The 25274-nt window shown below is 62.9% G+C and carries 24 protein-coding genes; 16 read left to right on the top strand and 8 right to left on the bottom strand.

Annotated elements, in window-relative coordinates; translation table 11 throughout:
- Window positions 1–300: 300 nt before the first annotated feature.
- The 4 genes from recG (at window position 301) to AAV94_RS04615 (ending at window position 5376) form a co-directional block, all read left to right on the top strand.
- Window positions 301–2436: an ATP-dependent DNA helicase RecG gene (recG, locus tag AAV94_RS04630; RefSeq protein WP_046741280.1), complete on the top strand. Its 2136-nt coding sequence runs from the start codon at window positions 301–303 to the stop codon at window positions 2434–2436.
- A 132-nt stretch (window positions 2437–2568) separates the two neighbouring features.
- A complete protein-coding gene (locus AAV94_RS04625) occupies window positions 2569–3597 on the top strand; it encodes an ABC transporter substrate-binding protein (RefSeq protein WP_046741171.1) in 1029 nt (342 codons plus the stop codon).
- A gap of 114 nt (window positions 3598–3711) precedes the next feature.
- Entirely contained in the window at window positions 3712–4566 is an 855-nt protein-coding gene (locus AAV94_RS04620; protein WP_046741170.1) for an ABC transporter ATP-binding protein, read from the top strand.
- Window positions 4567–4608: 42 nt separating this feature from the next.
- A complete protein-coding gene (locus AAV94_RS04615; RefSeq protein ID WP_046741169.1) occupies window positions 4609–5376 on the top strand; it encodes an ABC transporter permease in 768 nt (255 codons plus the stop codon).
- A 342-nt stretch (window positions 5377–5718) separates the two neighbouring features.
- On the opposite strand, the gene AAV94_RS04610 is transcribed toward AAV94_RS04615, so the two are convergent.
- Window positions 5719–6708, bottom strand: coding sequence for an isopenicillin N synthase family dioxygenase (locus AAV94_RS04610; RefSeq protein ID WP_046741168.1), 990 nt, complete (start codon window positions 6706–6708; stop codon window positions 5719–5721).
- A 367-nt stretch (window positions 6709–7075) separates the two neighbouring features.
- Here AAV94_RS04610 and AAV94_RS04605 point away from each other — a divergent pair, with 367 nt between their 5' ends.
- From AAV94_RS04605 to AAV94_RS15040, 4 genes are all read left to right on the top strand, one after another.
- Window positions 7076–8113 carry an ABC transporter substrate-binding protein gene (locus AAV94_RS04605; protein WP_046741167.1) on the top strand — a complete coding sequence of 346 codons (1038 nt, stop codon included), beginning with the start codon at window positions 7076–7078 and terminating at the stop codon, window positions 8111–8113.
- Window positions 8110–8637, top strand: coding sequence for a nucleoside deaminase (locus AAV94_RS04600; RefSeq protein ID WP_231731236.1), 528 nt, complete (start codon window positions 8110–8112; stop codon window positions 8635–8637). The genes AAV94_RS04605 and AAV94_RS04600 overlap by 4 nt, the downstream gene beginning before the upstream one ends.
- 244 nt (window positions 8638–8881) lie before the next feature.
- Window positions 8882–9283 (top strand): hypothetical protein, encoded by a 402-nt coding sequence (locus AAV94_RS15045; protein WP_197408008.1) that lies wholly within the window; start codon window positions 8882–8884, stop codon window positions 9281–9283.
- 122 nt (window positions 9284–9405) lie between these two features.
- Window positions 9406–9909: a copper chaperone PCu(A)C gene (locus AAV94_RS15040; RefSeq protein ID WP_046741279.1), complete on the top strand. Its 504-nt coding sequence runs from the start codon at window positions 9406–9408 to the stop codon at window positions 9907–9909.
- Window positions 9910–10071: 162 nt separating this feature from the next.
- Here AAV94_RS15040 and AAV94_RS04585 read toward each other — a convergent pair whose 3' ends face one another.
- From AAV94_RS04585 to AAV94_RS14825, 6 genes are all read right to left on the bottom strand, one after another.
- Window positions 10072–11145, bottom strand: a complete 1074-nt coding sequence (locus AAV94_RS04585; protein ID WP_046741164.1) for a porin — start codon at window positions 11143–11145, stop codon at window positions 10072–10074.
- Window positions 11146–11307: 162 nt separating this feature from the next.
- Entirely contained in the window at window positions 11308–12087 is a 780-nt protein-coding gene (locus tag AAV94_RS04580) for an amino acid ABC transporter ATP-binding protein (RefSeq protein WP_046741163.1), read from the bottom strand.
- A 30-nt stretch (window positions 12088–12117) separates the two neighbouring features.
- The gene (locus AAV94_RS04575) at window positions 12118–12777 is read right to left on the bottom strand and encodes an amino acid ABC transporter permease (RefSeq protein WP_046741162.1); all 660 of its coding nucleotides are present in this window, start codon (window positions 12775–12777) and stop codon (window positions 12118–12120) included.
- A 21-nt stretch (window positions 12778–12798) separates the two neighbouring features.
- On the bottom strand, window positions 12799–13455 hold the full coding sequence (locus AAV94_RS04570; protein ID WP_156454344.1) for an amino acid ABC transporter permease: 657 nt from the start codon (window positions 13453–13455) through the stop codon (window positions 12799–12801).
- A gap of 166 nt (window positions 13456–13621) precedes the next feature.
- Window positions 13622–14419: a transporter substrate-binding domain-containing protein gene (locus AAV94_RS04565; RefSeq protein WP_046741160.1), complete on the bottom strand. Its 798-nt coding sequence runs from the start codon at window positions 14417–14419 to the stop codon at window positions 13622–13624.
- Window positions 14420–14457: 38 nt separating this feature from the next.
- Window positions 14458–14655 carry a hypothetical protein gene (locus AAV94_RS14825; protein WP_156454343.1) on the bottom strand — a complete coding sequence of 66 codons (198 nt, stop codon included), beginning with the start codon at window positions 14653–14655 and terminating at the stop codon, window positions 14458–14460.
- A 95-nt stretch (window positions 14656–14750) separates the two neighbouring features.
- Between AAV94_RS14825 and AAV94_RS04560 the strand changes: the two genes are divergently transcribed.
- From AAV94_RS04560 to AAV94_RS04545, 4 genes are all read left to right on the top strand, one after another.
- The gene (locus AAV94_RS04560) at window positions 14751–15638 is read left to right on the top strand and encodes a MurR/RpiR family transcriptional regulator (protein WP_046741159.1); all 888 of its coding nucleotides are present in this window, start codon (window positions 14751–14753) and stop codon (window positions 15636–15638) included.
- A gap of 90 nt (window positions 15639–15728) precedes the next feature.
- Window positions 15729–16988 (top strand): diaminopropionate ammonia-lyase, encoded by a 1260-nt coding sequence (locus AAV94_RS04555; protein ID WP_046741158.1) that lies wholly within the window; start codon window positions 15729–15731, stop codon window positions 16986–16988.
- Complete coding sequence (locus AAV94_RS04550) at window positions 16975–18198, top strand: Zn-dependent hydrolase (RefSeq protein ID WP_046741157.1); 1224 nt, start codon at window positions 16975–16977, stop codon at window positions 18196–18198. Before AAV94_RS04555 ends, AAV94_RS04550 begins: the two co-directional genes overlap by 14 nt.
- 24 nt (window positions 18199–18222) lie before the next feature.
- A complete protein-coding gene (locus AAV94_RS04545; protein WP_046741156.1) occupies window positions 18223–19182 on the top strand; it encodes an N-carbamoyl-D-amino-acid hydrolase in 960 nt (319 codons plus the stop codon).
- A 21-nt stretch (window positions 19183–19203) separates the two neighbouring features.
- On the opposite strand, the gene hpxO is transcribed toward AAV94_RS04545, so the two are convergent.
- Entirely contained in the window at window positions 19204–20361 is a 1158-nt protein-coding gene (gene hpxO / locus AAV94_RS04540) for an FAD-dependent urate hydroxylase HpxO (RefSeq protein WP_046741155.1), read from the bottom strand.
- A 324-nt stretch (window positions 20362–20685) separates the two neighbouring features.
- Between hpxO and rpsL the strand changes: the two genes are divergently transcribed.
- The 4 genes from rpsL (at window position 20686) to tuf (ending at window position 25273) form a co-directional block, all read left to right on the top strand.
- Window positions 20686–21063, top strand: coding sequence for a 30S ribosomal protein S12 (gene rpsL, locus AAV94_RS04535; protein ID WP_046741154.1), 378 nt, complete (start codon window positions 20686–20688; stop codon window positions 21061–21063).
- 222 nt (window positions 21064–21285) lie between these two features.
- A complete protein-coding gene (rpsG, locus tag AAV94_RS04530) occupies window positions 21286–21759 on the top strand; it encodes a 30S ribosomal protein S7 (protein WP_046741153.1) in 474 nt (157 codons plus the stop codon).
- 80 nt (window positions 21760–21839) lie between these two features.
- The gene (gene fusA, locus AAV94_RS04525; protein WP_046741152.1) at window positions 21840–23942 is read left to right on the top strand and encodes an elongation factor G; all 2103 of its coding nucleotides are present in this window, start codon (window positions 21840–21842) and stop codon (window positions 23940–23942) included.
- Window positions 23943–24082: 140 nt separating this feature from the next.
- Window positions 24083–25273: an elongation factor Tu gene (gene tuf, locus AAV94_RS04520; protein WP_046741049.1), complete on the top strand. Its 1191-nt coding sequence runs from the start codon at window positions 24083–24085 to the stop codon at window positions 25271–25273.
- The last annotated feature ends 1 nt before the right edge of the window (window position 25274 follow it).

Genomic DNA, 25274 nt, shown 5'->3' with positions numbered 1-25274 from the left:
GCGACCAAGTCAGCCCGGACAGCGCGAGCATGCAAAGATCGTAAACAGGTTCTAACACGGAAGAAAACTCCCCGAGTATGGGCCAATGCGACGGCGTTGCCAAACTAGGGAAGCGTTGACCGCTCTATGATTGCGGGCGGCACGCGCTTGTGGGGATGGCGTTGCCGTGCGCCGTCTTTGGGGGCGCCGACGGGCTTTTGCGAATTGAGGATATGTGCGCATGAGATTTTCGGGCAAGGCTGCAGCGCGGTGGTATCGGGCGTCTGCGGGCGCGTGGCAGCAAGCGGCGAGCGCTCGCCCATGACGCCTGCCATCCGCAAGGCGCTGGACAAGCTGGGGCTGGTGCGCGACATCGACCTGGTGCTGCACTTGCCGCTGCGCTACGAGGACGAAACGAAGGTCGTGCCCATCGCCCAGGCGCGTGACGGTCAGACGGTGCTGATCGAAGCGCAGGTGCAAAGCTGCGAGATCCAGCTGCAGCCGCGCCGCCAGCTGGTGGTGACCGTGCAGGATGCCTCGGGTAGCTGCCAGCTGCGCTTTCTGCACTTCTACCCCTCGCAGCAGAAGGCGATGGCCGTTGGAACGCGGCTGCGTGCGCATGGCGAGATGCGCGGCGGATTCTGGGGACGGCAAATGGTGCATCCGCAGCTGCGCAAGGCCGATGCGCCATTGCCGACGGCGCTCACGCCTGTCTATCCAATCGGCAAGGGGCTCACGCAGCCCTATCTGCGCCGCATGATCGTGGCTGCGCTGCAGCGCATCACGCTGGTGGAGACGCTGCCGCAGGAATGCTGGACGCATGTCGGTCCCCCTCCCGTGGCGGTGCCCGACGGTGCGGGCACGCAGCGCTGGTGGACGCTGGCGCAGGCGTTGCGGTTTCTGCACCATCCGCCACCTGACGTGCCGCTGCAGACCCTGGAGGACCGCAGCCACCCGGCGTGGCAACGGCTCAAGGTGGAGGAGTTGCTGGCCCAGCAATTGTCGCAATGGCGCATTCGGCAGATACGCCAGGCGCATGCGGCCCCTGCGCTGGCGGTGCGCCAGCGTGGCAGGAAGGAAGAGGCTGGCGAACTGCCCCTGCACGCGCAGTTGCTGGAAGTGATCGGCTTCGAGCTGACGGCAGCGCAGCGGCGTGTCGTTGAGGAAATTGCTGCCGACATGGCCCGCAGCGTGCCCATGCACCGGCTGCTGCAGGGTGATGTAGGCTCCGGCAAAACCGTGGTAGCGGCGCTGGCCGCTTGCATTTGCATGGATGCTGGCTACCAGTGTGCGCTGATGGCCCCGACGGAAATTCTCGCGGAGCAGCACTTCCAGAAACTGCAAGCCTGGCTGGCGCCGCTGTTGCAGGCGCGCGGCAAGCGCGTGGCGTGGCTGGCCGGCAAGCAGAAGAAAAAGGAGCGTGCGCAGATGCTGGCCGACGTTGCCAGCGGCGAGGCCATGCTGGTGGTGGGCACGCACGCCGTGATTCAGGACAGCGTGGACTTTCGGGCGCTGGGCCTGGTCATCATCGACGAGCAGCACCGCTTTGGCGTCGAGCAGCGGCTGTCGCTGCGCAACCGCCAGCGGGACCGGGCGGCGCAGGCAACAGGAGATGATGCACTTGAGCCCCACATGCTGATGATGTCGGCCACGCCCATTCCGCGCACGCTGGCGATGACGTACTACGCGGACCTGAGCGTGTCCACCATTGATGAGCTGCCGCCTGGCCGCACGCCGGTGGTCACGCGCCTGGTGGCCGACAGTCGCCGCGACGAGTTGATCGCGCGCCTGGCGCGCCAGGTGCGGCAGGGCCGCCAGGCCTACTGGGTCTGCCCGCTGATCGAGGAGAGCGAGGTGCTTGATCTCAGCAATGCGACGGCCACGTTCGAGGAGCTGCAGGCAGCCATTCCCGATGTGCCGATGGGGCTGCTGCATTCACGCATGCCCGTGGCCGAGAAGCAAGCGGTCATGGCGGGCTTTGCCAGCGGCGCGCTGGGGGTGCTGGTTGCCACTACGGTCATCGAGGTTGGCGTGGATGTGCCCAATGCGTCACTGATGGTCATCGAGCACGCCGAGCGCTTTGGTCTGTCGCAGCTGCACCAGCTGCGCGGACGGGTGGGGCGCGGCAGCGCGGCTTCGGCCTGCGTGTTGCTGTACGCCACGGGAGACAGTGGCAAGCTCAGCGACACGGCCAAGGATCGGCTGCGCGCGATGGTGGAAACCAACGACGGCTTCGAGATCGCGCGGCGTGACCTGGAAATTCGCGGCCCAGGGGAATTCATGGGCGTGCACCAATCTGGTGCATCGTTGCTGCGCTTTGCCGATCTGGGCACCGACGCGCATTTGCTGGAATGGACGCGCGCGCTCGCGCCGTGGATGCTGGCGCATCGGCCCGATCTTGCCGAACTGCACATGCAGCGTTGGCTGGGCGGCAAGTGGGATTACCTCAAGGCCTGAGCTTGGCGGGCGCGCCGTCGACGCGATCGTTACGACGGCCGGGCTGTTGCCGCGGATCCCGCGGGCACTGAACTTGCTTGGGCATGGGGGCGCTTGCATTTTTCATAGGCTTTTCAACAGGTTCCCGCACCCATGTCCATTCGCATTCTCCCCACGCTCGCATTGGCGTTTTCCGCTCTGGCCGCTGCCAGTGGCGTGCAGGCACAGACACCCATCAAGTTTCAGCTCGACTGGCGGTTTGAGGGCCCGGCAGCACTGTTTACCTACCCGTCCGCCAAGGGCTACTTCAAGGAGCAGGGACTGGACGTCACCGTGGACTCGGGCAATGGCTCTGGAGGGGCCGTCACCCGCGTGGCCTCAGGTTCCTACGACATGGGCTTTGCCGACATGGCGGCGCTGATGGAGTTCCACGCCAACAACCCGGACAGCCCCAACAAGCCGGTGGCAGTGATGGTGGGCTACAACAACACCCCTGCTGCGGTGTTGGCGCTGAGCAAGAGCGGCATCAAGACCCCGGCAGATCTGGAAGGCAAGAAGCTGGGGGCGCCGGTGTTCGATGCCGGACGGCGAGCGTTTCCGCTGTTCGCCGAGGCCAATGGAATCGATCAGGTGGAGTGGGTGTCGATGGACCCGCCGCTGCGCGAGACCATGCTGGTGCGCGGCGATGTTGACGCCATCACGGGTTTCTCGTTCACATCCATCCTTAACCTGGAGACGCGCGGCGTTGAGGCCGGGGACATCACGGTGTTCCCTTACGCGGATCACGGTGTCAAGCTCTACGGCAATGTCATCATCGCCTCGCCCAAGTTGATCGAGGAGAATCCGCAGGCGATCACGGCCTTCCTGACGGCTTTCGCCAAGGGCGCCAAAGAGGTGATGGTCGATCCGGCCGCAGCGATCGAGACGGTCAAGGCGCGTGACGGTCTGATCAATGTGCCGCTGGAAGAGCGCCGGCTGACCATGGCGCTCGAAGCGGTGGTGGCCAGCGACGACGCGCGCAGTGAGGGTTTTGGACGCCTGGATGAGGCGCGGCTTGCGCTGATGGCCGAGCAGGTCGAAAAGACATTCGGCACCAAAGCGCCGATCGATCCCAAGGCGGTGTGGAACGGCAGCTTTCTGCCAGATGCCGCGTTGCTGGATACCGTCTTTCCGCCAAAGTAATGCACTTATTTAGTGCATTTTCTGCGCCTTCGCACCATGCCTGAGTATGTCAGTGTTCCAGCACCTTGATGGGGCATGGCGCAGCTTTTCTCTTCCCAAGAGGCCCATGGATTTATGAGCATCACCAACCAAGATGCGGCGCAGCCTTTCGTGGATTTTCGCGATGTCTGGCTGGCCTACAACGAAGAGTTGCTGGCGGCCAACCAGTTTGCTGTCGAGGCCATCGACCTGCAGATCCGGCAGGGCGAGTTCATCGCCATCGTGGGCCCTTCGGGCTGCGGCAAGTCCACATTCATGAAGCTGACCACGGGGCTGCGCAAGCCTTCGATTGGCTCCATCCGCATCGACGGCCAGCCCGTCAACGGGCCGGTGAAGATTTCCGGCATGGCATTCCAGTCTCCCTCGCTGCTGCCATGGCGCACCACCGTGGACAACGTGTTGCTGCCGCTGGAGATCGTCGAGCCCTACCGTTCCAATTTCAAGCGCGAGCGCAAGGCCTACGAGGAACGTGCGCGGCAGCTGCTGCAGAAAGTCGGCCTGGGCGGCTATGAGGACAAGTTTCCGTGGGAGCTCTCGGGTGGCATGCAGCAGCGTGCCAGCATTTGCCGCGCGCTGATTCACGAGCCCAAGATGCTGTTGCTTGACGAGCCCTTCGGGGCGCTGGATGCCTTCACGCGCGAGGAGCTGTGGTGCATCCTGCGCGATCTGTGGACGGAGCAGCAGTTCAATGTGATTCTGGTCACGCACGACCTGCGCGAGTCGGTGTTTCTCGCCGACACCGTATACGTCATGAGCAAGAGCCCCGGGCGCTTTGTGGTCAAGCGCGAAATTGACCTGCCGCGCCCGCGCGAGCTGGAGGTGACCTATACCAAGCCGTTCACCGACATTGTGCTGGAACTGCGCGGCCATATCGGCGCCATTCGCCAGGGCAGTCCGGTGGCAGCGGAGGCGCCCGTCATCAGCCAGTAGGGCGGGCACCGCCGGTGGGTTTCAACATACAGCTAGTCATTCATGAAAAACAACAAGCAACTCGAACGCTGGTCGCCCTGGATCCTGCTGGTGCTGGTGCTGGTGCTGTGGCAGCTGATCTGCTCGGGCCTGGAAATATCCGAATTCATTTTTCCCAGCCCGGTGCGGATCTGGGAACAGTTCTGGCAATACAAGGAAGTCATCGCCGGGCATGCCTGGCGCACCTTCTGGGTCACCATGGCGGGGTTCGGTATCTCCATCGTCGTCGGAGTGCTGCTGGGCTTTCTGATTGGCTCCTCGCGCCTGGCGTACGCAGCGGTCTATCCGCTGATGACCGCGTTCAATGCCCTGCCCAAGGCAGCCTTTGTTCCGGTGCTGGTGGTGTGGTTTGGCATCGGTGTGGGGCCGGCGATTCTCACGGCCTTTCTGATCAGCTTCTTTCCCATCATGGTCAACATCGCCACCGGGCTGGCGACGCTGGAGCCAGAACTGGAGGATGTGCTGCGTGTGCTGGGCGCCAAGCGCTGGGACGTGCTGGTCAAGATCGGCCTGCCGCGCTCCATGCCGTATTTCTTCGCCTCGCTGAAGGTGGCGATCACGCTGGCGTTCGTGGGCACGACCGTGTCGGAGATGACGGCCTCCAACCTAGGCATTGGCTACCTGCTGATGTCCGCGGGTTCGTCCATGCAGATGGGGCTGGCCTTTGCCGGGCTGATGGTCATTGGTGTGATGGCCATGGCCATGTACGAGCTGTTCAGTCTGGTGGAAAAGCACACCACTGGCTGGGCGCGTCGTGGCTCGCAGGGGTGAGTGGCAGGCATATTGAGGCAACAAAAACGGGCGCTCAATGCGCCCGTTCTGCCATCCGCGGGGAAAGCGGCCTCAGAACCTGTTCACGATCTTTTTATGTACCGCGTTGGCTCACCAGACGATGCGATGCAAGGCGCGAACCGCAGTCGGGCTGGTGGCCCGACGAGGATTTGCAACGCCGCAGCGTGCGTCTGGTGAGCCAACCCGAAGGGCAGCCAGGCAAAAGCACACCGGGCGGCGTTGCCTGCCTTGCGCAGACGCCCAGTCTGGGCTGCGGCAGGCGCCTTGCCCGCCGCACTTTTGCCTGACTGCGCGGTGCATAAAAAGATCGCGAACAGGTTCTCAGTACTTCGCGAAGTTGGCGGTGATGCGTTCGCGCAGATAGTCGCCACCGCTGATGGGTGGGTATTTCTTCAGCGGGCCTTCGATGATGGCTTCCTCGTTGGCCTGGCAGAAGAACGCCAGGCTGTAGCGCGGACCCATGTACTCGCCGGGGCGAGGGCAGCGCACGCGGTGGAAGTTGGAGGGCAGCACGTCGTCGCTCCAGCGCATGAGCATGTCGCCGATGTTGCAGGTGATCACGCCTTCGTCAGGCTCCACGCTGGTCCATTCCTGGCTCTCCATTTCCTTGCCAGGCAGCACCTGCAGTCCGCCCTGGCCTTTCTTCTGGAACAGTAGGGTCAGGCTGTCGTAATCGGTGTGGGCACCGGCGCGCCAGATGCCGGGCTGGCCCTGCAGGGAGCCTTCATCGACGCCGAAGTAGTGCAGCATGCGCAGTGTGCTCTGGTAGCCGGGCGAGGCCGGATCGTGCGCCTTGTCGAAAAAGTCTTCGGCAAAGCCCAGCTTCCATGCAAAGCATGAGAGGATCTGCATGCCCAGTGACCAGCACTCGCGTTCGAAAGCCAGCACCTCCTGCTTGAATCCCGGCAGTTCCTGCTCGCTCGGCCACAGCCCTTGCATGCGGGGCACGGTGATCTGGTAGGACTCCTTCTGGTCGGGGGTGCGCGTAGAGGGACGCACCTGCGCCTTGCTTTCCCACCCGGCGTTGCGGCGCAACGGCCATTGCGCCTTCACGTCATCGGGCAGCGCGAAGAAGCGCTCGGCAGCGGCAAACGCGCCGTCGATCTGGCTTTGCGCAATGCCATGGTTGACGACCTGGAAGAAGCCGATGTCGCGCGCTGCGCTCCAGAGCTGCTCGGCGATTTCGCGCTTGCGCGCGGCAAAGTCGGACAGATCGATGCGGCGCACTTCGCGGCGGGTGCTCTCCGTGCCTTCGCCGCCCATGCGGGCTTCCTTGGCAAGTTCGGCGAGGGGGGCAGTTGTGATGGTCATGGGTAGACTCCTGATGAAGTCAAGGGCGGTAGGCGCACACATGGAGGTATGTCCGCAATCGCTGCCGCTCTTGAAGTGGGATCTGGCAGGTGGGGCACTGCGTGCCCGTTGCCTGCCGGCTTCAAGAGCAATGACCCGCTGGCACCACCCACGGCAGGATGGCCAACTGAACGCTTCTACTCTCGGCAGCAGCGCAAGCAGGTTCCGTACCAGCGCACTCAGCTGGCATGCATATTGCGAATCCTGTGCCCAGAGTAGAAGCGTTCAGCGCGTTGCACCGGCATGGTGCGCGTCGCCCGGAAATTGCTCGACCCCGTCCTGCCTGTGGTGCGGGCAGGTTTATCGACTGCCATTTCTGGACTCCCCGATGAAACGACGCCACTTCCTCTGCACTGCCGGTATTGCCGGCGCTGCCCTTGCATGCCCTCCGCTGGGCCTTGCCCAATCCTCCTCCAAGGCGCTGACGCCGCTGAAGTTCACGCTGGACTTTCGGGTCACGTCGCAGACCTCGCCATTCTTTCTTGCGGCAGCCAAGGGCTACTATGCCGAGGAGGGGCTGGAAGTGCAGATTGACGTCGGCTCGGGCTCGGTGGCCTCGATCACACGGGTAGCCAGCGGGGCCTACGACCTGGGCCTTGGCGACATCAGTGCACTGATCGAGTTTCGCGCCAACAACCCCGGTGCCGCTGGCGTGACGGGCGTCTACCAGTATTACAACCGTGCGCCATTCGTGATCATCGGCCGGCGTGACCGTGGCATCACGGAGGATTTCCACTCGCTCAAGGGCAAGCGCGTGGCCGCCGCGGCGGTGGAATCGACGCGGCGCGCCTGGCCGATGGTGGCGCGTCAACTCAATGTGCCGCAGGACTGGTTCGAGTGGGTGACGACCGACTTCAGCGCGCGTGACAACGTGGTGGTGCGTGGCGACGTGGATGCGGCGACCTACTTCCATGACTCGGCTGTCTCGCTGTTCGCCCGCGTGCCGCAGGAGCAACTGGCGGTGCTGGAATACGTCAAGACGGGCACGCATCTGTACGGCAATGCCATTCTCGCCAGCGATGCACTGCTGGCCGAGCGGCCTGAGCTGGTGCGCGCATTCCTGCGCGCGAGTAACCGGGCGCTGTTGGAGACACTGGCCGATGCCAGCCCGGCGCTTGACGCCACCTTTCAGCGCGAGCCACTGCTGCAACCTGACGTGGAACGGCAGCGCTGGGCCATCAGCCGTGGCTATATTGCTGCACCGGAGACTGCAAGCGTGGGCCTTGGCGGGGTCGACCCAGAAGTGCTGCACAATCAGGTTCAGGCGGTGGCGCAGACCTTTGCGCTGGAGCGTGTGCCATCCCCGGACAGCATATTCAATGATGCCTATCTACCCGAACTGACGGCCAGAAAGGTGCCGGCATGAGGCAAGCGATGCGCCACCCTGACGCCCCCGATGAACAAGCGCTGGATGCGCGTGATGCCCGCTATCTATTGCACGCGATCACGCTGTCGGCGCAGGCACGTGCCCGCGGCAACCGCCCCTTTGGCGCGGTGATCGTGGCCGACGACGGCACCGTGTTGGCCGAAGCCTGCAACGCCAATGGCGAGACCGGCGACTGCACGGCGCATGCGGAGACATCGGCCGTGCGCCTGGCCAGCCAGCAACACAGCCGTGAGCGCCTTGCCGCCAGCACCATCTATTCCTCGGGCGAGCCTTGCGTGATGTGCGCAGGTGCCATCTTCTGGGCCAATATCGGTCGTGTGGTCTACGGCATCGACGCGGTGCGGCTGCGCGCATTTCGCGGCAGCCGCGGCGACCAGATCGATCTGCACATGTCCTGCCGTGAAGTGTTTGCCGCTTCCACGCGCCCCATCGCATGCGTCGGGCCGGCTTTGCTCAAGGAGGCATCCGCGCCGCATGTCGGGGCGTGGCTGGCAGGCTCCTAGGAACTGGTTCCCCATCGCTGCAGCTGCAGCGTTGCCTCGCCGTGGGATCCACTGCACGGCGTGAACCGCAAGTCAGGCATATGAGCCAGCTTTTCCACAAATAGGAGGGGAGGCGAGCAAAAGACACTGGCAGGGCACGACCTTCAGCGCTGGAAAGGAGTGGCCGGGAGCAGCTCCGCTACACTGCCACAGTTTGACCTTGCCCGATTGCTGCATCCCTGTGAATTTTCACCGTAGCTCCCCTTTGATGCGCGCGACAGTGTGGATGCTGTCGCTGGTACTGCTGTGGGCGGCGCTGCATCCGACGGTACTCAACGCCGCTCCGTTGGACAGCCATCGCGTGCTGCTGTGCACGCAGCACGGCATGCAATGGGTGCAGGTGCAGCAGGTCAGCATTGAGCTTCTCGTCGATCCACGCCACGGTCTGGCAGCCGAGGATGATGAGCAAGCAGCCATGCCGCTGCAGCCATGTCCTTGGGTGAGCTTCGGGCAGATCATCCCGGCCCACGGTGGCGCAGAGCGCCTGCCGAGTGGCTTTCTGCGGCCCTATCAACGTCTCACGCTGCATCCGCCCAGTGCGCGATGGCAGCCCAGCATGCGAGTCCGTGCAATGGCGCCGCCGTGCAGGGCGCCGCCGCACGCCTGATGGATACGCGCACGCAACTGTTGATCGCCGGCAGGTGCCGTGCGCCGTGCGCGTTACATCGCTGGCCCATCGCGCTTGGCTGCTGGTGGGCGTCCTTTCCCTTTTTGATTTACAGAAAAACCATGTTCAAGCTTTTCAAGCATCTGGCCTTTTGTGCCGCATTCCTGGTTGCCGTGTCAGCGAGCGCGCACAGTTTCAAGATCGGCGAGCTGGAGGTCATCCATCCCCATGCGCGCCCGACAACGCCAGGCATCCAGAACGGTGTGGCCTGGTTCGGCGTGAAGAACGCAGGAGCAAGCGATGACCGCGTCATCGGTGTGGAAAGCCCCATCGCGGACCATGCAGAAATCCATGACATGACGATGGACAACGACGTCATGCGGATGTTCAAGGTCGATGGCGTGCCGGTTCCAGCGGGTGAGACCGTCACGCTGGGCCAGGGCAACAAGCTGCACGTCATGCTGATGGGACTCAAGCAGCCCCTGAAGGAGGGCGATGCATTCGACATGACGGTGCATTTCGAGAAGGCCGGCAGTGTGCCGGTGCAGGTCTGGGTGGAGCAGCCGTCGGCGGCGAGCGGAGCCATGCAGCATCAGGAGGATCAGCACGACCATTCCGCGCACTGATTTGGCACGCGGATCGGCCCCGCCAATTCGCTGTGGACGACCAAGCACTGCCGTCCCGGCAGCTTGCCGTCAACATCGGAGGCAGGGAAAAAAACCGCGAAGGGCGCAGCCGCTTCGCGGTTTTTTTCGCCGTGCCGCGCCTGCGGTGGCGGGGCGTCGTGCTCAGAAGTTGTGGCGGATGCCCAGGGCGTAGCTGGTGCCGCTGTCCGTGCCAGTGAATCGATCGTGCATCACGATGGTATAGATATCCGTGCGCTTGGACAGTGCGTAGTCATAGCCTACGGTCAGCGTCTTGCGGGTACGGTCACTGACCGTATTGCTAGGATCGAACTCCGTTTCAGCGTAGGACGCAAGGAACTTGCCCGCAGGGCCCATCGGAATGCTGGCACCAACCTGCCAAGTTTCTGTTTCATCTCCGGCAATGCGCAGGTCTTCCCCGGCACCATAGCTCAGGTATGCCTTGACGACTTCAAAATCCCAGGTGCCGCCGAGCATCCAGTTCTTGGCATTGAGCCAGTCGCTGGTGCGGCCGGCTACATTCGGGTTGGTCAGCTCGGCTTCTTCGTAGAAGCCGGTCACCATGAGTGGTCCATGCACATACCGGCCGCTGATGCCGATGTTTTTCTTCTCGTCCTCGCTGTTGCCAGCGTCAGCGAGATTGCTGAACTGGTAGTGCAGATTGACGGTCAGACCGCCAGCGATCACTGGAGTGCTGTAGACAACTTGGTTGGACCAGCCCGTGTCGGCAGCGGTGGTGCGCTGATAGCCGAAGGCTCCTGAGTTCAGTGTCGTCGTATTCATGTGGACGATGAGCGGCGAGAACCCGAACGAAGCGCCGAATGGGTTGGCCGACAGCGACGGTACGAAATTGGGTGCCGAGCTGCGCCCCAGTTTGATGCTGCCGAAGCCGCCCGACAAGCTGACGTTGGCATCGCGCGCATAGGTGGTGTCGCCGTTGAAACGGCCTTGCGCACCGCTGTCCATACGGAAGAACTGGCCGAACGCGAAACCGGCCTTCAGGCCATTGCCGAGATCCTCGCTGCCGCTGAAACCGATGTAGGACGTCGTCATGCCGCCGCTGCCAACGCGCGACTGGCGTTCGTTTCCGGCATATTTCATCGAGCCCACATAGACATCAGCCGTACCGTGGATGCGAACGCTTTGCGCGTGTGCGCTGGAAAATGCCAGTGACGCAATGGCAGCGGTGGCCAGGGGAGCAAGAGCAACGTGTTTCATTAGCGGGAACCTTTTTGGATGGCATGAAAGGGAAAAACGCACTGACAACGTGCGGCACGGCCGATATGGCAGCACTGGGACTGTCAAATGCAGTTTTCATGCCAGAACGGGAGTTTTTCGTCGGCAGTAAAAATGTTTTTGCCAGTGAATCGCCCGTGGGCCTCAATGCATGGCGGAGAGGAATTGCCGCAGCTCGGCGGAGGTGGGACTGCCAAACAATTTATCGGGTGCACCCTCTTCATGCACTTTGCCCTTGTGCATGAATATCACCCGGTCGCTAACTTTGCGCGCGAAGTTCATCTCATGCGTCACCATGATGATGGTCATACCCTGCGATGCCAGGTCTTCGATGACGTGCAGCACTTCTCCCACCAACTCTGGATCGAGCGCAGAGGTGATTTCGTCGCACAGCAACACTTCCGGCTCCATCGCCAGTGCGCGGGCAATGGCCACCCGCTGCTGCTGCCCTCCCGAGAGCTGATCGGGCATGCTGTCGAACTTGTCGGCCAGACCAACGCGTGTCAGCAGCTGTCTGGCACGGTGTTTGGCCTCGGGCCGGGGCAGGCGCATTACCAGAGAGGGGGCCAGCATGATGTTGCGACCCACGCTCAGATGGGGAAACAGGTTGAAGCTCTGGAAGATCATCCCGACGTCCTTGCGCAACTCGCGCATCGCGGCGGCGTTGCCCGGCTCCAGTGCCTGACCGTGTACGGTGAGGCTGCCCTGCTGGAATTGCTCCAGCCCATTGATGCAGCGCAGCAGGGTGCTCTTGCCGGAGCCGCTCTTGCCGATGATGGCGATGACCTCCCTGCGGTGCACGTCCAGATCGATACCCTTGAGCACCTCGTTACTGCCATAGCGTTTGCGCAGGCCGCGGATGGATACCAGCGGGTGTGGCGCAACCGTGGCGGCGTTGGGTAGAGAAGATGCGTTGGCTTGCATGGCGTTCCTGGCGGTGATGGTTGGAGGAGGTCACGCGTGCTGCGGGGAGGGACGCAGGCGTGCCTCCAGATGCTGCGACCAGCGGGAGATCGGATAGCACAGTGCGAAATACAGCAGCGCCACGCAGCCATAGATGAGAAACGGCTTGTGGGTGACGTTGGACATCATCTGCCCGGCCTTGGTGATCTCGACGAAGCCGATCACCGAGGCCAGTGCGGTGCCCTTGATGACCTGGACCAGAAAACCCGCAGTGGGTGGCATGGCGATGCGTGCGGCCTGCGGCAGGATGACGTAGCGCAGCTGTTCGAGGTAGTTGAGCGCCAGGCTGCTGGATGCTTCCCACTGGCCCTTGGGGATGGCCTCGACGCAGCCGCGCCATATCTCGCAGAGGAAGGCGCTGGTGTAGAGCGTCAGGCACACGGCTGCGGCCACCAGGGGGGAGGTCTGCAGCCCCAGCAGCGCCAGGCCGAAGTAGGTCAGGAACAGCTGCATCAGCAACGGCGTGCCCTGGAAGATCTGCACGTAGCAGGCAATGGCCATATTGACCCAGCGCGTGTTGGTGATGCGGGCAACCAACAGCACCAGCGCTACCAAACCGCCACCGAAAAAGGCGATCAGCGACAGTCCAACCGTCCAGCGCAGCGCCAGCATCAGCTGCCATGCAATGGCGGAAAAGGGAAATTCCATCATGGTGTCGGTCCTGGTTGGGCGTCAGCGGCCAAACAGCCAGCGCGGTCCGGCCCAGTTGAGCAGGCGACGCAGCACGATGGCCAGCGCCAGATAGGCAGCTGCCACCAGCACATAGGCCTCGAAATTGCGGAAGGTGCGGCTGGAGATGAGGTTGGCGCTGTACGTCATCTCCTCCAGTGATATCTGGCTGCACACCGACGTGCCCAGCATGACCAGAATGATCTGGCTGACCAGCGCAGGCCATACCCGCTTGAGCGATGGCGGCAGCACTACGTGCCGGAACACCTGCCAGCGATTCATCGCCAGGCTCTGGGCGGCCTCCACCAGCCCTTTCGGCGTGGCCTGCATGCCGGCACGTACGATTTCCGCGCTGTAGGCCCCGAGGTTCAGCGTCATGGCAATCAGGCTGGCCTGCAGCGGGCTCAGCCTGAAGCCCATGGCGGGCAGGCCGAAGAAGATGAAGAACAGCTGGATGATGAATGGCGTGTTGCGCATCAGTTCAACGAACGCACCAACGGCCAGGCGGACAGGTCCCAGACCGTGCACGCGCAGCCAGCCGCACGCAATGCCCAGCAGTACTCCCAATGGTGTTCCAACGGCTGTCAAAAGCAGTGTCAGCAGCAGGCCCTTGAGCAATATGGGCCACTGCGCGAGCACGGGCATGAGATCGAAAGTCATGGGCAGATTCCGTGGCGGAGATTCTTCGGCAGGGCAGAGCTGGCGCGGCGTCCGCTATGGTGCGGTGCGGCCGCGACATCGGCAGGCCTCGCGCGCAACGCGCGCGGCCAAAGCATGACGAGGTGGCACTTTCCGTCCGCACCACCTGCATCGCCTTGGCTTGGGGTTACAGAGGCAGCTCTCCAGTGCTGCGCCCCAGCCACTTCTGCGAAAGCTCTTCCAGATACCCGCTTTCCTTGGCTTCAAGGATGATCGCGTTGAGCCGCTCCTTGAGCGCCGTCTCACCCTTGCGTACGCCAATGAAGTTGGGCGAGTCCTTGAGCAGCAGCTTGTACTCGGCATTGAGCTGTGGGTTGTTGCGGATCACCATGTCGGCAACGGAAACGCCGGTCACCAGCAGTTGCGTCTGGCCGGAGACGAATGCCTGAACCGTGGACGCATCGTCCTCGAACCGCTGGATACGCAGGGATTTGGGGGCGGTTTGAGTCAGGATGTCGTCCTGGATGGTGCCGCGGGTCACCGCAGCAGTCTTGTCGGCAAGGTCTTCGATGGACTTGATGTCCATGCTGACCGGGCCGTACACGGCCTGGAAGAATGGCGCGTAGGCGGAGCCAAAGTCGATGACCTGCTCACGCTCGGGATTCTTGCCCAGTGTGGAGATGATGACGTCGATGCGGCGCGTCTGCAGGTAGGGAATGCGGTTGGGGTTGGTCACGGTGACCAGGTCCGGCTTGACGCCCAGCTTCCCGGCCACATGGTGTGCCAGATCGATCTCCAGGCCCTGGGGCTTGAAGTCCGGGCCGACAAAGCCGTACGGCGGGAAGTCCCCCGCGATGCCAATGGCGATACTGCCCTTGGCAAGGATTTTGTCCAGGGAGTCATCGGCATGGGCGGTCACCATGGGCAGAGCCATCACGCAGCCGGCGGCAAAGGACAGGAATGAGGTCGGAAGCTTGAAGGTCATGGCAAGGCTTTCTGTCAAGGGATAAGGAATACGGCGTTTCATGCAATCCCTGTGCCAACGTTGACCATGAACAGTGTGCAGAGTGCGCCACGCAGCTGGCATCGAATGTGCTTGCCAATGGAATGAATATTCCGTTCTTTAAATGCAATGGAATAAATATTTCTTATGGCAGGTTCGCGATGAAAGGTGCCGGGATGGCGACGATGGCGTTGTGTGGTGAGGTGTTGCAGCACCATTTTGGTGTGCATTGGTTGGGGTGGCACGACAAAGCGGCGCATATCCCCGTAATGGGGCGCCTGGCGGATTGGCGGACTTCGCGGACGGTCGCGTGATGTCGCCAGCGGCCAAGGGGTCGTTGTCACAACGTATCCAGGCGCGCTGGGCCCAGCTGTCGGAGTCCGAGCGCAAGCTGGCGCAGGTGCTTGTACAGCCTGGGTTTTCGATGGCTGGCTTTACCGCACGTGAGTTGGCAACACTGGCGGGGATCTCGCCTGCAGGCGCGGCACGTTGTTTTCAGAAGCTGGGATACCGCAATTTTCAGGAGCTGCGGCGCGAGCAGCGTGCGCAACTGGGTGACTCGCCGCTGGCGCGCAATGCGGCCGCGGCAGGCCGCAGGGCGCGCGCCAGCGCACCCGCGCGCGGTGCGGATGCGGCATGGTCCGCGCATGCAAGCCTGCAGATACAGCAGCTTGAAGCCTTGCAGGAGACGTTGACGCAAGCGCAGATCGATGCTGCCGTGGAAAAGCTGTATAGAGCCCGGCGTGTTTTCGTGCTTGGGATGCGCGCCAGCCATGTGCCTGCAATCTATGCACAGGCACTGTGGCTGCAGTTGCGCAACGAGGTGTTTCTGCTCGCCGATGCCGCCGCGCGTGCCAGTGAATTGCTGAGCCAGCTGCGCAAGGGGGATTGGGTCGTGGTCATGGATTTTCGGCGCCGCGCCAGCCAGTTGCTGCCGTGGATGCGCGCTGCACGCTTGCAAGGGGCTCGGGTGCTGCTGCTGACCGATGCTGCCGCGTCGGATCTGGTGCCTCTGGCCGATACCTGTCTGTGCTGCCCCAATCCGCGCCATCACCTGTTCGATTCCCACCTGGCGGCGTTTTCGCTGATCCATTACATGGCCGAGGCCATGGCACGCAGCGATACACGTGGCACACGTCAGCGCCTGGCAGCCATTGAGGTGCTGCACCAGCAGATCGGCGATCTTGACGGAGGCCCATGAGCGGGCGTAGCCGGGCTTCACGTGGCACACCGCGGGAGCTCGGCGCTGTCACTCAGTGTTTTTTACTGTTTATTCTGAAAGGCTTGTTCCATGACATCCCCACCGACATCGGTCGTGCCTGCACTTCGCGCGCGCATGTTGCGCAACCCGGCGCTGGCGCCACAGCAGCCATACGGTGCCAGACGCGAGGCGATTCTCAGCCGCGCCGCACTGGCGAGCGCGCACGCAGCCATTACTGCCTGGCCAGGCTACGCGCCAACGCCTTTGCATGGTTTGCCTGCGCTGGCGCGGCAACTGGGCGTGGCGCGCATCGACTACAAGGACGAGGGCGGACGCTTCGGGCTGGGCAGTTTCAAGGCGCTGGGCGGCGCGTATGCCGTGGCGCGCCAGCTTTGCCGGGTGGCCAGCCACCAGCTTGGCAGGGCGGTGACGCTGTCTGAGCTGGACGATCCAAAGGTGCGTCAGGTCAGTGCATCGGTCACGGTGACCTGTGCGACCGATGGCAATCATGGCCGCTCGGTTGCATGGGGGGCGAAGATGTTCGGCTGCCAGTGTGTGATCTTTGTTCATGCCACCGTGAGCGCCGGACGCGCCGATGCCATCGCCCGCTACGGCGCGCAGGTCGTGCGAACGGAGGGCAACTATGACGACTCGGTGCGGCAGGCCGCGCAGCAGGCACAGGCTAACGGCTGGCATGTCATTTCCGACACCTCGTATCCTGGCTACACAGAGGTGCCGCGTGACGTCATGCAGGGCTACCAATGCATGGTCGAGGAAGCCTCCGGGCAATGGGCGCAGTGGCCGACCCATGTCTTCATCCAGGCGGGCGTCGGTGGTTTTGCCGCCGCCGTCTGCGCCTGGTTCTGGGAGCGCGCAAGGCAGGCCGGCAGGCATCGCCCGACATTCGTCGTGGTCGAGCCGGACAAGGCTGACTGTCTGTACCGGAGCGCGCAAGCGCAGCGCCTGACGCCAGTGACCGGGGCGCTGGATACCCTCATGGCCGGCCTGGCCTGCGGGGAGGTATCGCTGTTGGCCTGGGAGATCCTGCAGCAGGGCGCAGACGCATTTGTGACGGTCGATGACGCCGCAGCGGTCGCAGTCATGCGTCTGCTGGCCAGCCCGCTGCCTGGCGATCCGGCCATCGTTGCGGGCGAGTCCGCCACGGCCGGTCTCGCCGCTGCCATTGCCATCGCGCAAGATGCGGCGCAGCGGGCCCAGCTGGGAATCGCGCCTGACAGCAGGCTGTTTTTCATTGGCAGCGAGCGCGATACGGACCCCACGCTTTATGCGCAGCTCGTACCGGCGCAGGCAACAGACGCTACGGCAGAGGTTCACCATGCTGCACATTGATACCCAGCGGCTGCTGGACAGCCTGCAGACCCTTGGCCAGTTCGGGGCCTTACCGGGCGGAGGTGTCAACCGTCTGGCGTTGACCGATGCCGATCAGGCCGCGCGGGACTGGACGGTGGCGCAGATGCGCGCACTGGATATGCAGGTGCAGGTGGATGCCATTGGCAACGTCATCGCAACCTATGCCGGTAGCGAGGATCTTCCCCCGGTGATGATGGGCTCGCACATCGACACGGTGCGCACCGGTGGGCTGTACGACGGCAATCTGGGCGTGATGGCAGGGCTGGAGGTCGTACGCACGCTGCGCCAAGCTGGCGTACGCACGCGCAGACCCCTGGCGGTGGCATTCTTTACCAATGAGGAGGGCGCGCGGTTTCAGCCGGACATGCTCGGCAGCCTGGTCTACGTGGGAGGTTTGCCTCTTGAGCAGGCGCTGCAGACGCGAGCCGTCGACGGCCCGTTGCTGGGCGAGGAACTGATCCGCATTGGCTACGATGGCGCTGCACAGGTCGGGCAGCCCGCAGTCGACAGCTATTTCGAGTTGCACATTGAACAGGGGCCGGTGCTCGATCAGGCAGGCATTCAGATCGGCGTAGTCGAGGGCGTGCAGGGCATCTATTGGACGCGGCTGACGTTCTCAGGCAAATCCAACCATGCAGGCACCACCCCGATGCACCTGCGTCGCGATGCCGGTATGGCGGCCATGCGCACGGCGGCATTCGTCCACGACCTGGTCCAGCGGATGGGTGGCGGGCAGCTGGCGACTGTGGGCAGCCTGGAGCTGGAGCCCAATCTGGTCAACGTCATCGCTGCCGAGGCCAGTATGACGGTGGACCTGCGCAATACCGATGCACAGGTGCTGGCCGCCGCCCGCGCGCAATTGCACGCCTATGCGATGCAGTGCGCCACTGCCCATGGCGTGCAGCTGCAGACGCAGGTGCTGGCGGACTTCGCACCGGTAGCCTTTGATGCGGAAATGATCGCGAGCATTGAGCGCCATGCGAAGCAGGCGGGGTTGTCAACGCTGCGCCTGCCCAGCGGGGCGGGGCACGATGCGCAAATGCTGGCGCGTATTTGCCCTGCCGCCATGATTTTCGTGCCCAGCGTCGATGGCGTGAGTCACAACGTGCATGAATACACGCCGCCAGCTGATCTCGGGCGCGGTGCGCAAGTCCTTTTGCAGGCCGTGCTCGAACGCGCCAATCGCTGAAACCTCCCCACCTGAGAAATCGTCATGAGTCGCCACCTCAACGTCGCAATGGGCCAGTTGGGCCCGATCCAGCGCGCCGACAGCCGCACTGCAGTGGTCAAGCGGCTGTGCACGATGATGCGCGAGGCCAAGTCGCTGGGCGCACAGATCATCGTTTATCCCGAACTGGCCCTGACCACGTTTTTCCCGCGCTGGTACATCGACGATGTGCAGGAGCTGCACAGCTTCTACGAGACCAGCATGCCCAATATCGCCACGCAGCCGCTGTTTGATCTGGCGCGGCAGTTGGAGATTGGTTTCTACCTCGGGTATGCGGAGCTGGCACGTGAGGCCGACGGGCTGCATCGCTACAACACCGCCATACTGGTCAACACTAGGGGCGAGATCGTCGACAAGTACCGCAAGGTGCATCTGCCTGGCCACAGCGAGCACGAGCCCTGGCGGCGCTTCCAGCATCTGGAGAAACGCTACTTCGAGCCGGGCCCCGGTTTTCACGTGCGCCGGGCATTCGGTGGCGTGATGGGCATGGCGCTGTGCAACGACCGGCGCTGGGCGGAGACCTATCGCGTGCTGGCCCTGCAGGGATGCGAGATGGTGTTCATCGGCTACAACACGCCGGTGCACAACGCGCCAGCGCCCCAGCATGACGATCTTTCGCTGTTTCACAACCAGCTCTCGCTGCAGGCCGGGGCCTACCAGAACGGGATGTGGGCCGTCGGAGTGGCCAAGGCTGGATTGGAAGAGGGGGTCGACAGCATAGGCGGCAGTTGCATCGTTGCTCCCTCAGGGGAGGTGGTGGCGCGCTGCATCACCAAGGATGACGAGGTTCAGCTTGCGCGCTGTGACCTCGACTGGTGCGCCGTCTACAAGCGCACGACCTTCAATTTCGACCTGCATCGCCAGCCCCATGCCTACGGTTTGATCACCGAGAAAAAGGGCGAAACGCTGGCTGCCGACGGCACCCAGTGGGGCGTTGACAGATAACGCCGCATCGTCGGGATGCGGTCAGTCGAAAGGGCTGCCGAGCATGTTGCCGACGATGCCGCGAATGATGGTGTGACCATCCTCCTGCCAGAGGCTGTCGTACCAGGCCTGCGTGATCGCCGGGTCCTTGGCATGGGTGACGTCGCAGCGCTTGCGCGCGCGCAGCACCAGCTCGCCTGCGCGGGGCGCGCGGCGCTTGGCATAGCGTTGCAATGCATCCTCAATGCCCAGGGTGTTGGTCTGCAGCGCATGGGCCAGCACGATGGCATCCTCCATGGCCTGGCAGCCGCCTTGCCCAATGTCGGGCGTGGTGCTGTGCGCCGCATCGCCCAGCAACGCCACACGGCCTCTGGTCCACTGCATGAAGGGCTCGATATCGTGGATTTCCACACGATTGGTGGCGGCGGGATCGATGCGGTCGATCAGCAGCTGAATCTGCGGCGTCCAGCCCTGGAAGTATTCGCGCAGCAGCGCCTTGTAGTGCTCGCGCTCGTTGGGCAGGCCCAGGGGCAAGGGTACGTCGAAGAAGAAGTAGAACTGGTTGCCCGCAATCGGCATCACCGACACGCGCTTGCCTTCGCCGACGAAGGTGGTCCACCGGTCTGCGGGGGCGATGGCCGGGTCGATCTCGACCAGGCCGTTCCAGTTCACGTAGCCGGCATAGCGCCGCTCGGGCTGCTCGCCAAGCACGTAGCCACGCACGGTCGAATGCGTGCCATCCGCGCCTATCAGCAGATCGCTTTGCACGCTGCTGCCATCGGCGAAACGGGCCGTCACTGTCGCGCCGTCATCCTCGACGTCCGTGACCGCCATGCCCAGCGTCACATCCTGCCTGCCAAACTCGTCCATCAGCATGTTCTGCAGCGCCGCACGCGAGACGGGATAGGGCCGCTGGCCAATCTGCGTAACCAGCGGTGCGAGGCTGAACGCGGTCATCGTCTTGCCGCTCTTGCCGTCGACATAGGCCATGGAATCCATGTTGCCGCCCAGCGCGGCAATCTGCCTGTGCAGGCCCAGGTAGTTCAGGCACTTGACGCCATTGGACCAGAGGGAGATGGCGGCCCCCACGGGCTTGATGTCCGAGACTTTCTCGAACACCTTGACGTCGTGGCCCAGACGCTTGAGCGCGATGCCGGCGGACAGACCGCCCATGCCCGCGCCGATGATGGTGATTCTCATGGTGTGTTCTCAAGTTGTCGCAATGGAGAATGCATCGCAATGGTGCATTCTGGGTGGGATGTAAGGCGTTGGCAGAAGCCTTGCGCCCTTAAGCCAATCAAGAAGCATGCCCAATGCCGTGCGGGCATTGTGGCAAGGATTGCACGGTTCGCCGGGCAAGCAATAGCGCCATACTTGCTGCAGGCGCACGAGCATGTGATAATGGCGGGCTTTTCGCATTCTTTGCGGAAGGGTTGGCCTATTGCGGCAGGTCGTCTTCACGCGGCGGCAGGTACAAGGGCTGATGTTAGAAACCAAGCAATCACGTTTGAGGAACTCGATTCAATGCCAACGATTAATCAGTTAGTCCGTCAAGGGCGCGCTGTTGAGACCGTCAAGTCCAAGAGCCCCGCGATGGAGGAGTGCCCGCAGCGCCGCGGCGTCTGCACGCGCGTTTACACCACCACGCCTAAGAAGCCGAACTCCGCTTTGCGTAAGGTCGCCAAGGTGCGCCTGACCAACGGCTTCGAGGTCATTTCGTACATCGGCGGTGAAGGCCACAACCTGCAGGAGCACAGTGTGGTGCTGGTGCGTGGCGGTCGTGTCAAGGATTTGCCGGGTGTGCGCTACCACATCGTGCGTGGTTCGCTGGACCTGCAGGGCGTGAAGGATCGCAAGCAGGCGCGTTCCAAGTACGGTGCCAAGCGGCCCAAGAAGGCTTAAGGTCTGTAGTCGGCTGTGCGGGCCTTGTAAAAAGGTGTCCTGTCACGGTTTTTGTTTTGTCATTCTTTTGGTTTACGGTGTCTGCCTTTCCGCAGTGACGATGCGGTGCAGACGTAGTGGCCCGGTAACCGGGAGTGCTGTCTGGTCGGGTCGAGTAAGTGCAGTGTCCTGATGGCCTGCATGGCGCATGGCGCCAGCTGAAGCAAATTTTTGAGGTGAAAAATGCCACGTCGTCGCGAAGTTCCCAAACGTGAAATCCTGCCGGATCCCAAGTACGGCAATGTCGAGCTGTCCAAATTCATGAACGTGATCATGGAAGGCGGCAAAAAGGCGGTGGCCGAGCGCATCATCTATGGTGCGCTGGACATCATTGGTGAGAAACAGAAGGACAAGGAGCCGCTGGAAGTCTTTACCACGGCTATCAACAACGTCAAGCCAATCGTGGAAGTGAAGTCCCGCCGTGTCGGTGGTGCCAACTACCAGGTTCCGATCGAGGTGCGCCCGGTGCGTCGCGTGGCACTGGCCATGCGCTGGATCAAGGAAGCGGCCCGCAAGCGCAGCGAGAAGTCGATGGCGCAGCGGCTGGCCAACGAGTTGATCGAAGCCACCGAAGGCCGTGGCGGCGCCATGCGCAAGCGCGATGAGGTGCACCGCATGGCTGAAGCCAACAAGGCGTTCAGCCACTTCCGCTTCTGATCTGATTTTTAATTGCGGCCCTGAGCCCGACCTGTCCCAATGCAGCAGGCGGGCTCTTGGTTGTTCATGGAGTATTGAATATGGCTCGCAAGACCCCCATCGAGCGCTATCGCAACATCGGTATTTCGGCCCACATCGACGCCGGCAAGACCACCACTACCGAGCGCATCCTGTTCTACACCGGCCTCTCGCACAAGCTGGGCGAGGTGCATGACGGTGCGGCGACGACCGACTGGATGGCGCAAGAGCAAGAGCGCGGCATCACCATCACGTCGGCTGCGGTGACGACGTTCTGGAAGGGCATGGATGGCAGCTTCCCGGAGCACCGCATCAACGTGATCGACACCCCGGGCCACGTGGACTTCACCATCGAAGTGGAGCGCTCCATGCGCGTGCTCGACGGTGCGGTGATGGTCTATGACTCGGTGGGCGGCGTGCAGCCCCAGTCGGAAACCGTCTGGCGCCAGGCCAACAAGTACAAGGTGCCGCGTATTGCGTTCGTCAACAAGATGGACCGCATCGGCGCGAATTACTTCCGCGTGCGCCAGATGATGGTGGATCGCCTCAAAGCCAACCCCGTGCCCATCGTCATTCCGATCGGTGCCGAGGACCAGTTCAAGGGTGTGGTCGATCTGGTCAAGATGAAGGGCATCCTGTGGGATGACGCCACGCAGGGCATGAAGTTCGACTACGTCGACATTCCTGCGGACCTGGTTGAGACCGCCAAGGAATGGCGCGAGAAGATGCTCGAATCCGCGGCCGAGGCCAGCGAAGAGCTGATGAACAAGTACCTCGAAGAGGGCGATCTCTCCGAGCAGGAAATCGTGCAGGGTCTGCGCCTGCGCACGCTCGCTGGCGAGATCGTACCGATGCTGTGTGGTTCCGCCTTCAAGAACAAGGGCGTGCAGCGCATGCTGGATGCGGTGGTGGAACTGCTGCCGTCGCCGGTGGACATTCCTCCGGTCGAGGGCGTGGGCGAAAATGGCGAGCCTGCATCGCGCAAGGCCAGCGATGACGAGAAGTTCTCCGCACTGGCATTCAAGATGATGACCGACCAGTTCGTCGGCCAGCTCACCTTTGTGCGGGTGTACTCCGGTGTTCTGACCAAGGGCGATACCGTCTACAACTCGGTCAAGGGCAAGAAGGAGCGCATCGGCCGCATCGTGCAGATGCACGCCAATGACCGCCATGAGATCGACGAACTGCGCGCTGGTGATATCGCTGCGTGTGTTGGTCTGAAGGACGTGACCACTGGCGAGACGCTGTGCGATCCCTCGGCCATCATCACGCTCGAGCGCATGGAGTTCCCCGAGCCGGTGATTCGCCAGGCCGTTGAACCCAAGTCCAAGGCCGACCAGGAAAAGATGGGCATTGCGCTGTCGCGTCTGGCTGCTGAGGACCCGTCGTTCCGCGTCAATACCGACGAGGAATCCGGGCAGACCATCATCGCCGGCATGGGTGAGCTGCACCTGGACATCATCGTCGACCGCATGAAGCGCGAATTCGGCGTTGAAGCCAACGTAGGCAAGCCGCAGGTGGCGTATCGCGAAACCATCCGCAAGACGGTTACGGACGTCGAAGGCAAGTTCGTGCGCCAGTCCGGCGGCAAGGGCCAGTACGGTCACGTCGTCTTCACGCTGGAGCCGCAGGAGCCGGGCAAGGGCTTCGAGTTCGTCGACGAAATCAAGGGTGGCGTGGTGCCGCGCGAGTACATCCCGGCCGTGCAGAAGGGCGTTGAGGAAGCGCTGACTTCCGGCGTGCTGGCGGGCTATCCGGTGGTGGACGTGAAGGTGCGTCTGACCTTCGGTTCCTACCACGATGTCGACTCGTCCGAGCAGGCCTTCAAGATGGCCGCCATCTTCGGTTTCAAGGAAGGTGCCCGCAAGGCCCAGCCTGTCATCCTCGAGCCGATGATGGCCGTGGAAGTGGAAACTCCGGAAGAGTACGCCGGTAACGTGATGGGCGATCTGTCGTCGCGTCGCGGCATGGTGCAGGGCATGGACGACATGATCGGTGGCGGCAAGGTCATCAAGGCCGAGGTACCGCTGTCGGAGATGTTCGGTTACGCAACGCAGCTGCGCTCGATGACGCAGGGCCGCGCCACCTACACGATGGAGTTCAAGCACTACTCGGAAGCGCCCAAGAACGTGGCCGAAGCCATCATCGCCGCGCGCGCCAAGTAAACCCCCTTGGTGCAGGGCCTTGGGGCCTTGCGCCGGTCTGCGATGCGGCGCCCCTGTTTTGTCCGTGGACAGGAATCCGGCAGCCGCATGCAGACCTAAAACCCGAACACGGGCGTGTTCTTTAACCGCAAGGAATCAAAATGGCAAAAGGTAAGTTTGAGCGCACCAAGCCCCACGTGAACGTGGGCACGATCGGGCACGTGGACCATGGCAAGACGACGCTGACGGCGGCCATTGCCACCGTGCTGTCCAAGAAGTTTGGCGGCGAAGCCAAAGGCTACGACCAGATCGACAACGCGCCGGAAGAAAAGGCGCGCGGCATCACCATCAACACCTCGCACGTTGAATACGAGACCGCCAACCGCCACTACGCCCACGTGGACTGCCCGGGCCACGCCGACTACGTCAAGAACATGATCACCGGTGCTGCGCAGATGGACGGCGCCATCCTGGTGGTCTCCGCTGCCGACGGCCCCATGCCGCAAACGCGCGAGCACATCCTGCTCTCGCGCCAGGTGGGCGTGCCCTACATCATCGTCTTCCTCAACAAGGCCGACATGGTCGATGATGAGGAACTGCTGGAACTGGTCGAAATGGAAGTGCGCGAGCTGCTCTCCAAGTACGACTTCCCCGGCGACGACACCCCCATCATCCGCGGCTCGGCCAAGCTGGCGCTCGAAGGCGACCAGAGCGACATTGGCGAGCCTGCCATCCTCAAGCTGGCTGAGGCGCTGGACACCTACATCCCCACGCCCGAGCGCGCTGTGGACGGTGCCTTCCTGATGCCGGTGGAAGACGTGTTCTCCATCTCCGGGCGTGGCACGGTGGTGACTGGCCGCGTCGAGCGTGGTGTCATCAAGGTGGGCGAGGAAATCGAAATCGTCGGTATCCGCGACACGCAAAAGACCACGGTCACAGGCGTGGAAATGTTCCGCAAGCTGCTCGACCAGGGCCAGGCTGGTGACAACGTCGGTCTGCTGCTGCGCGGCACCAAGCGTGAAGACGTCGAGCGCGGCCAGGTGCTGTGCAAGCCCGGCTCGATCAAGCCGCACACCGAGTTCACCGCCGAGGTGTACGTGCTGAGCAAGGACGAAGGGGGCCGTCACACGCCGTTCTTCAGCAACTACCGCCCGCAGTTCTACTTCCGCACGACCGACGTGACCGGCTCGATCACCTTGCCTGAAGGCAAGGAGATGGTGATGCCTGGCGACAACGTGGCCATCACGGTCAAGCTGATTGCGCCGATCGCCATGGAAGAAGGCCTGCGCTTTGCGATCCGCGAAGGCGGCCGCACGGTGGGCGCCGGTGTGGTGGCCAAGATCATCGCCTGAT

Source organism: Lampropedia cohaerens (assembly GCF_001005215.1).
In the GTDB taxonomy this organism is placed as follows: domain Bacteria; phylum Pseudomonadota; class Gammaproteobacteria; order Burkholderiales; family Burkholderiaceae_C; genus Lampropedia; species Lampropedia cohaerens.
The sequence above is the reverse complement of the archived record's forward strand: the minus strand, read 5'-3'. Positions and strand labels throughout refer to the sequence as shown.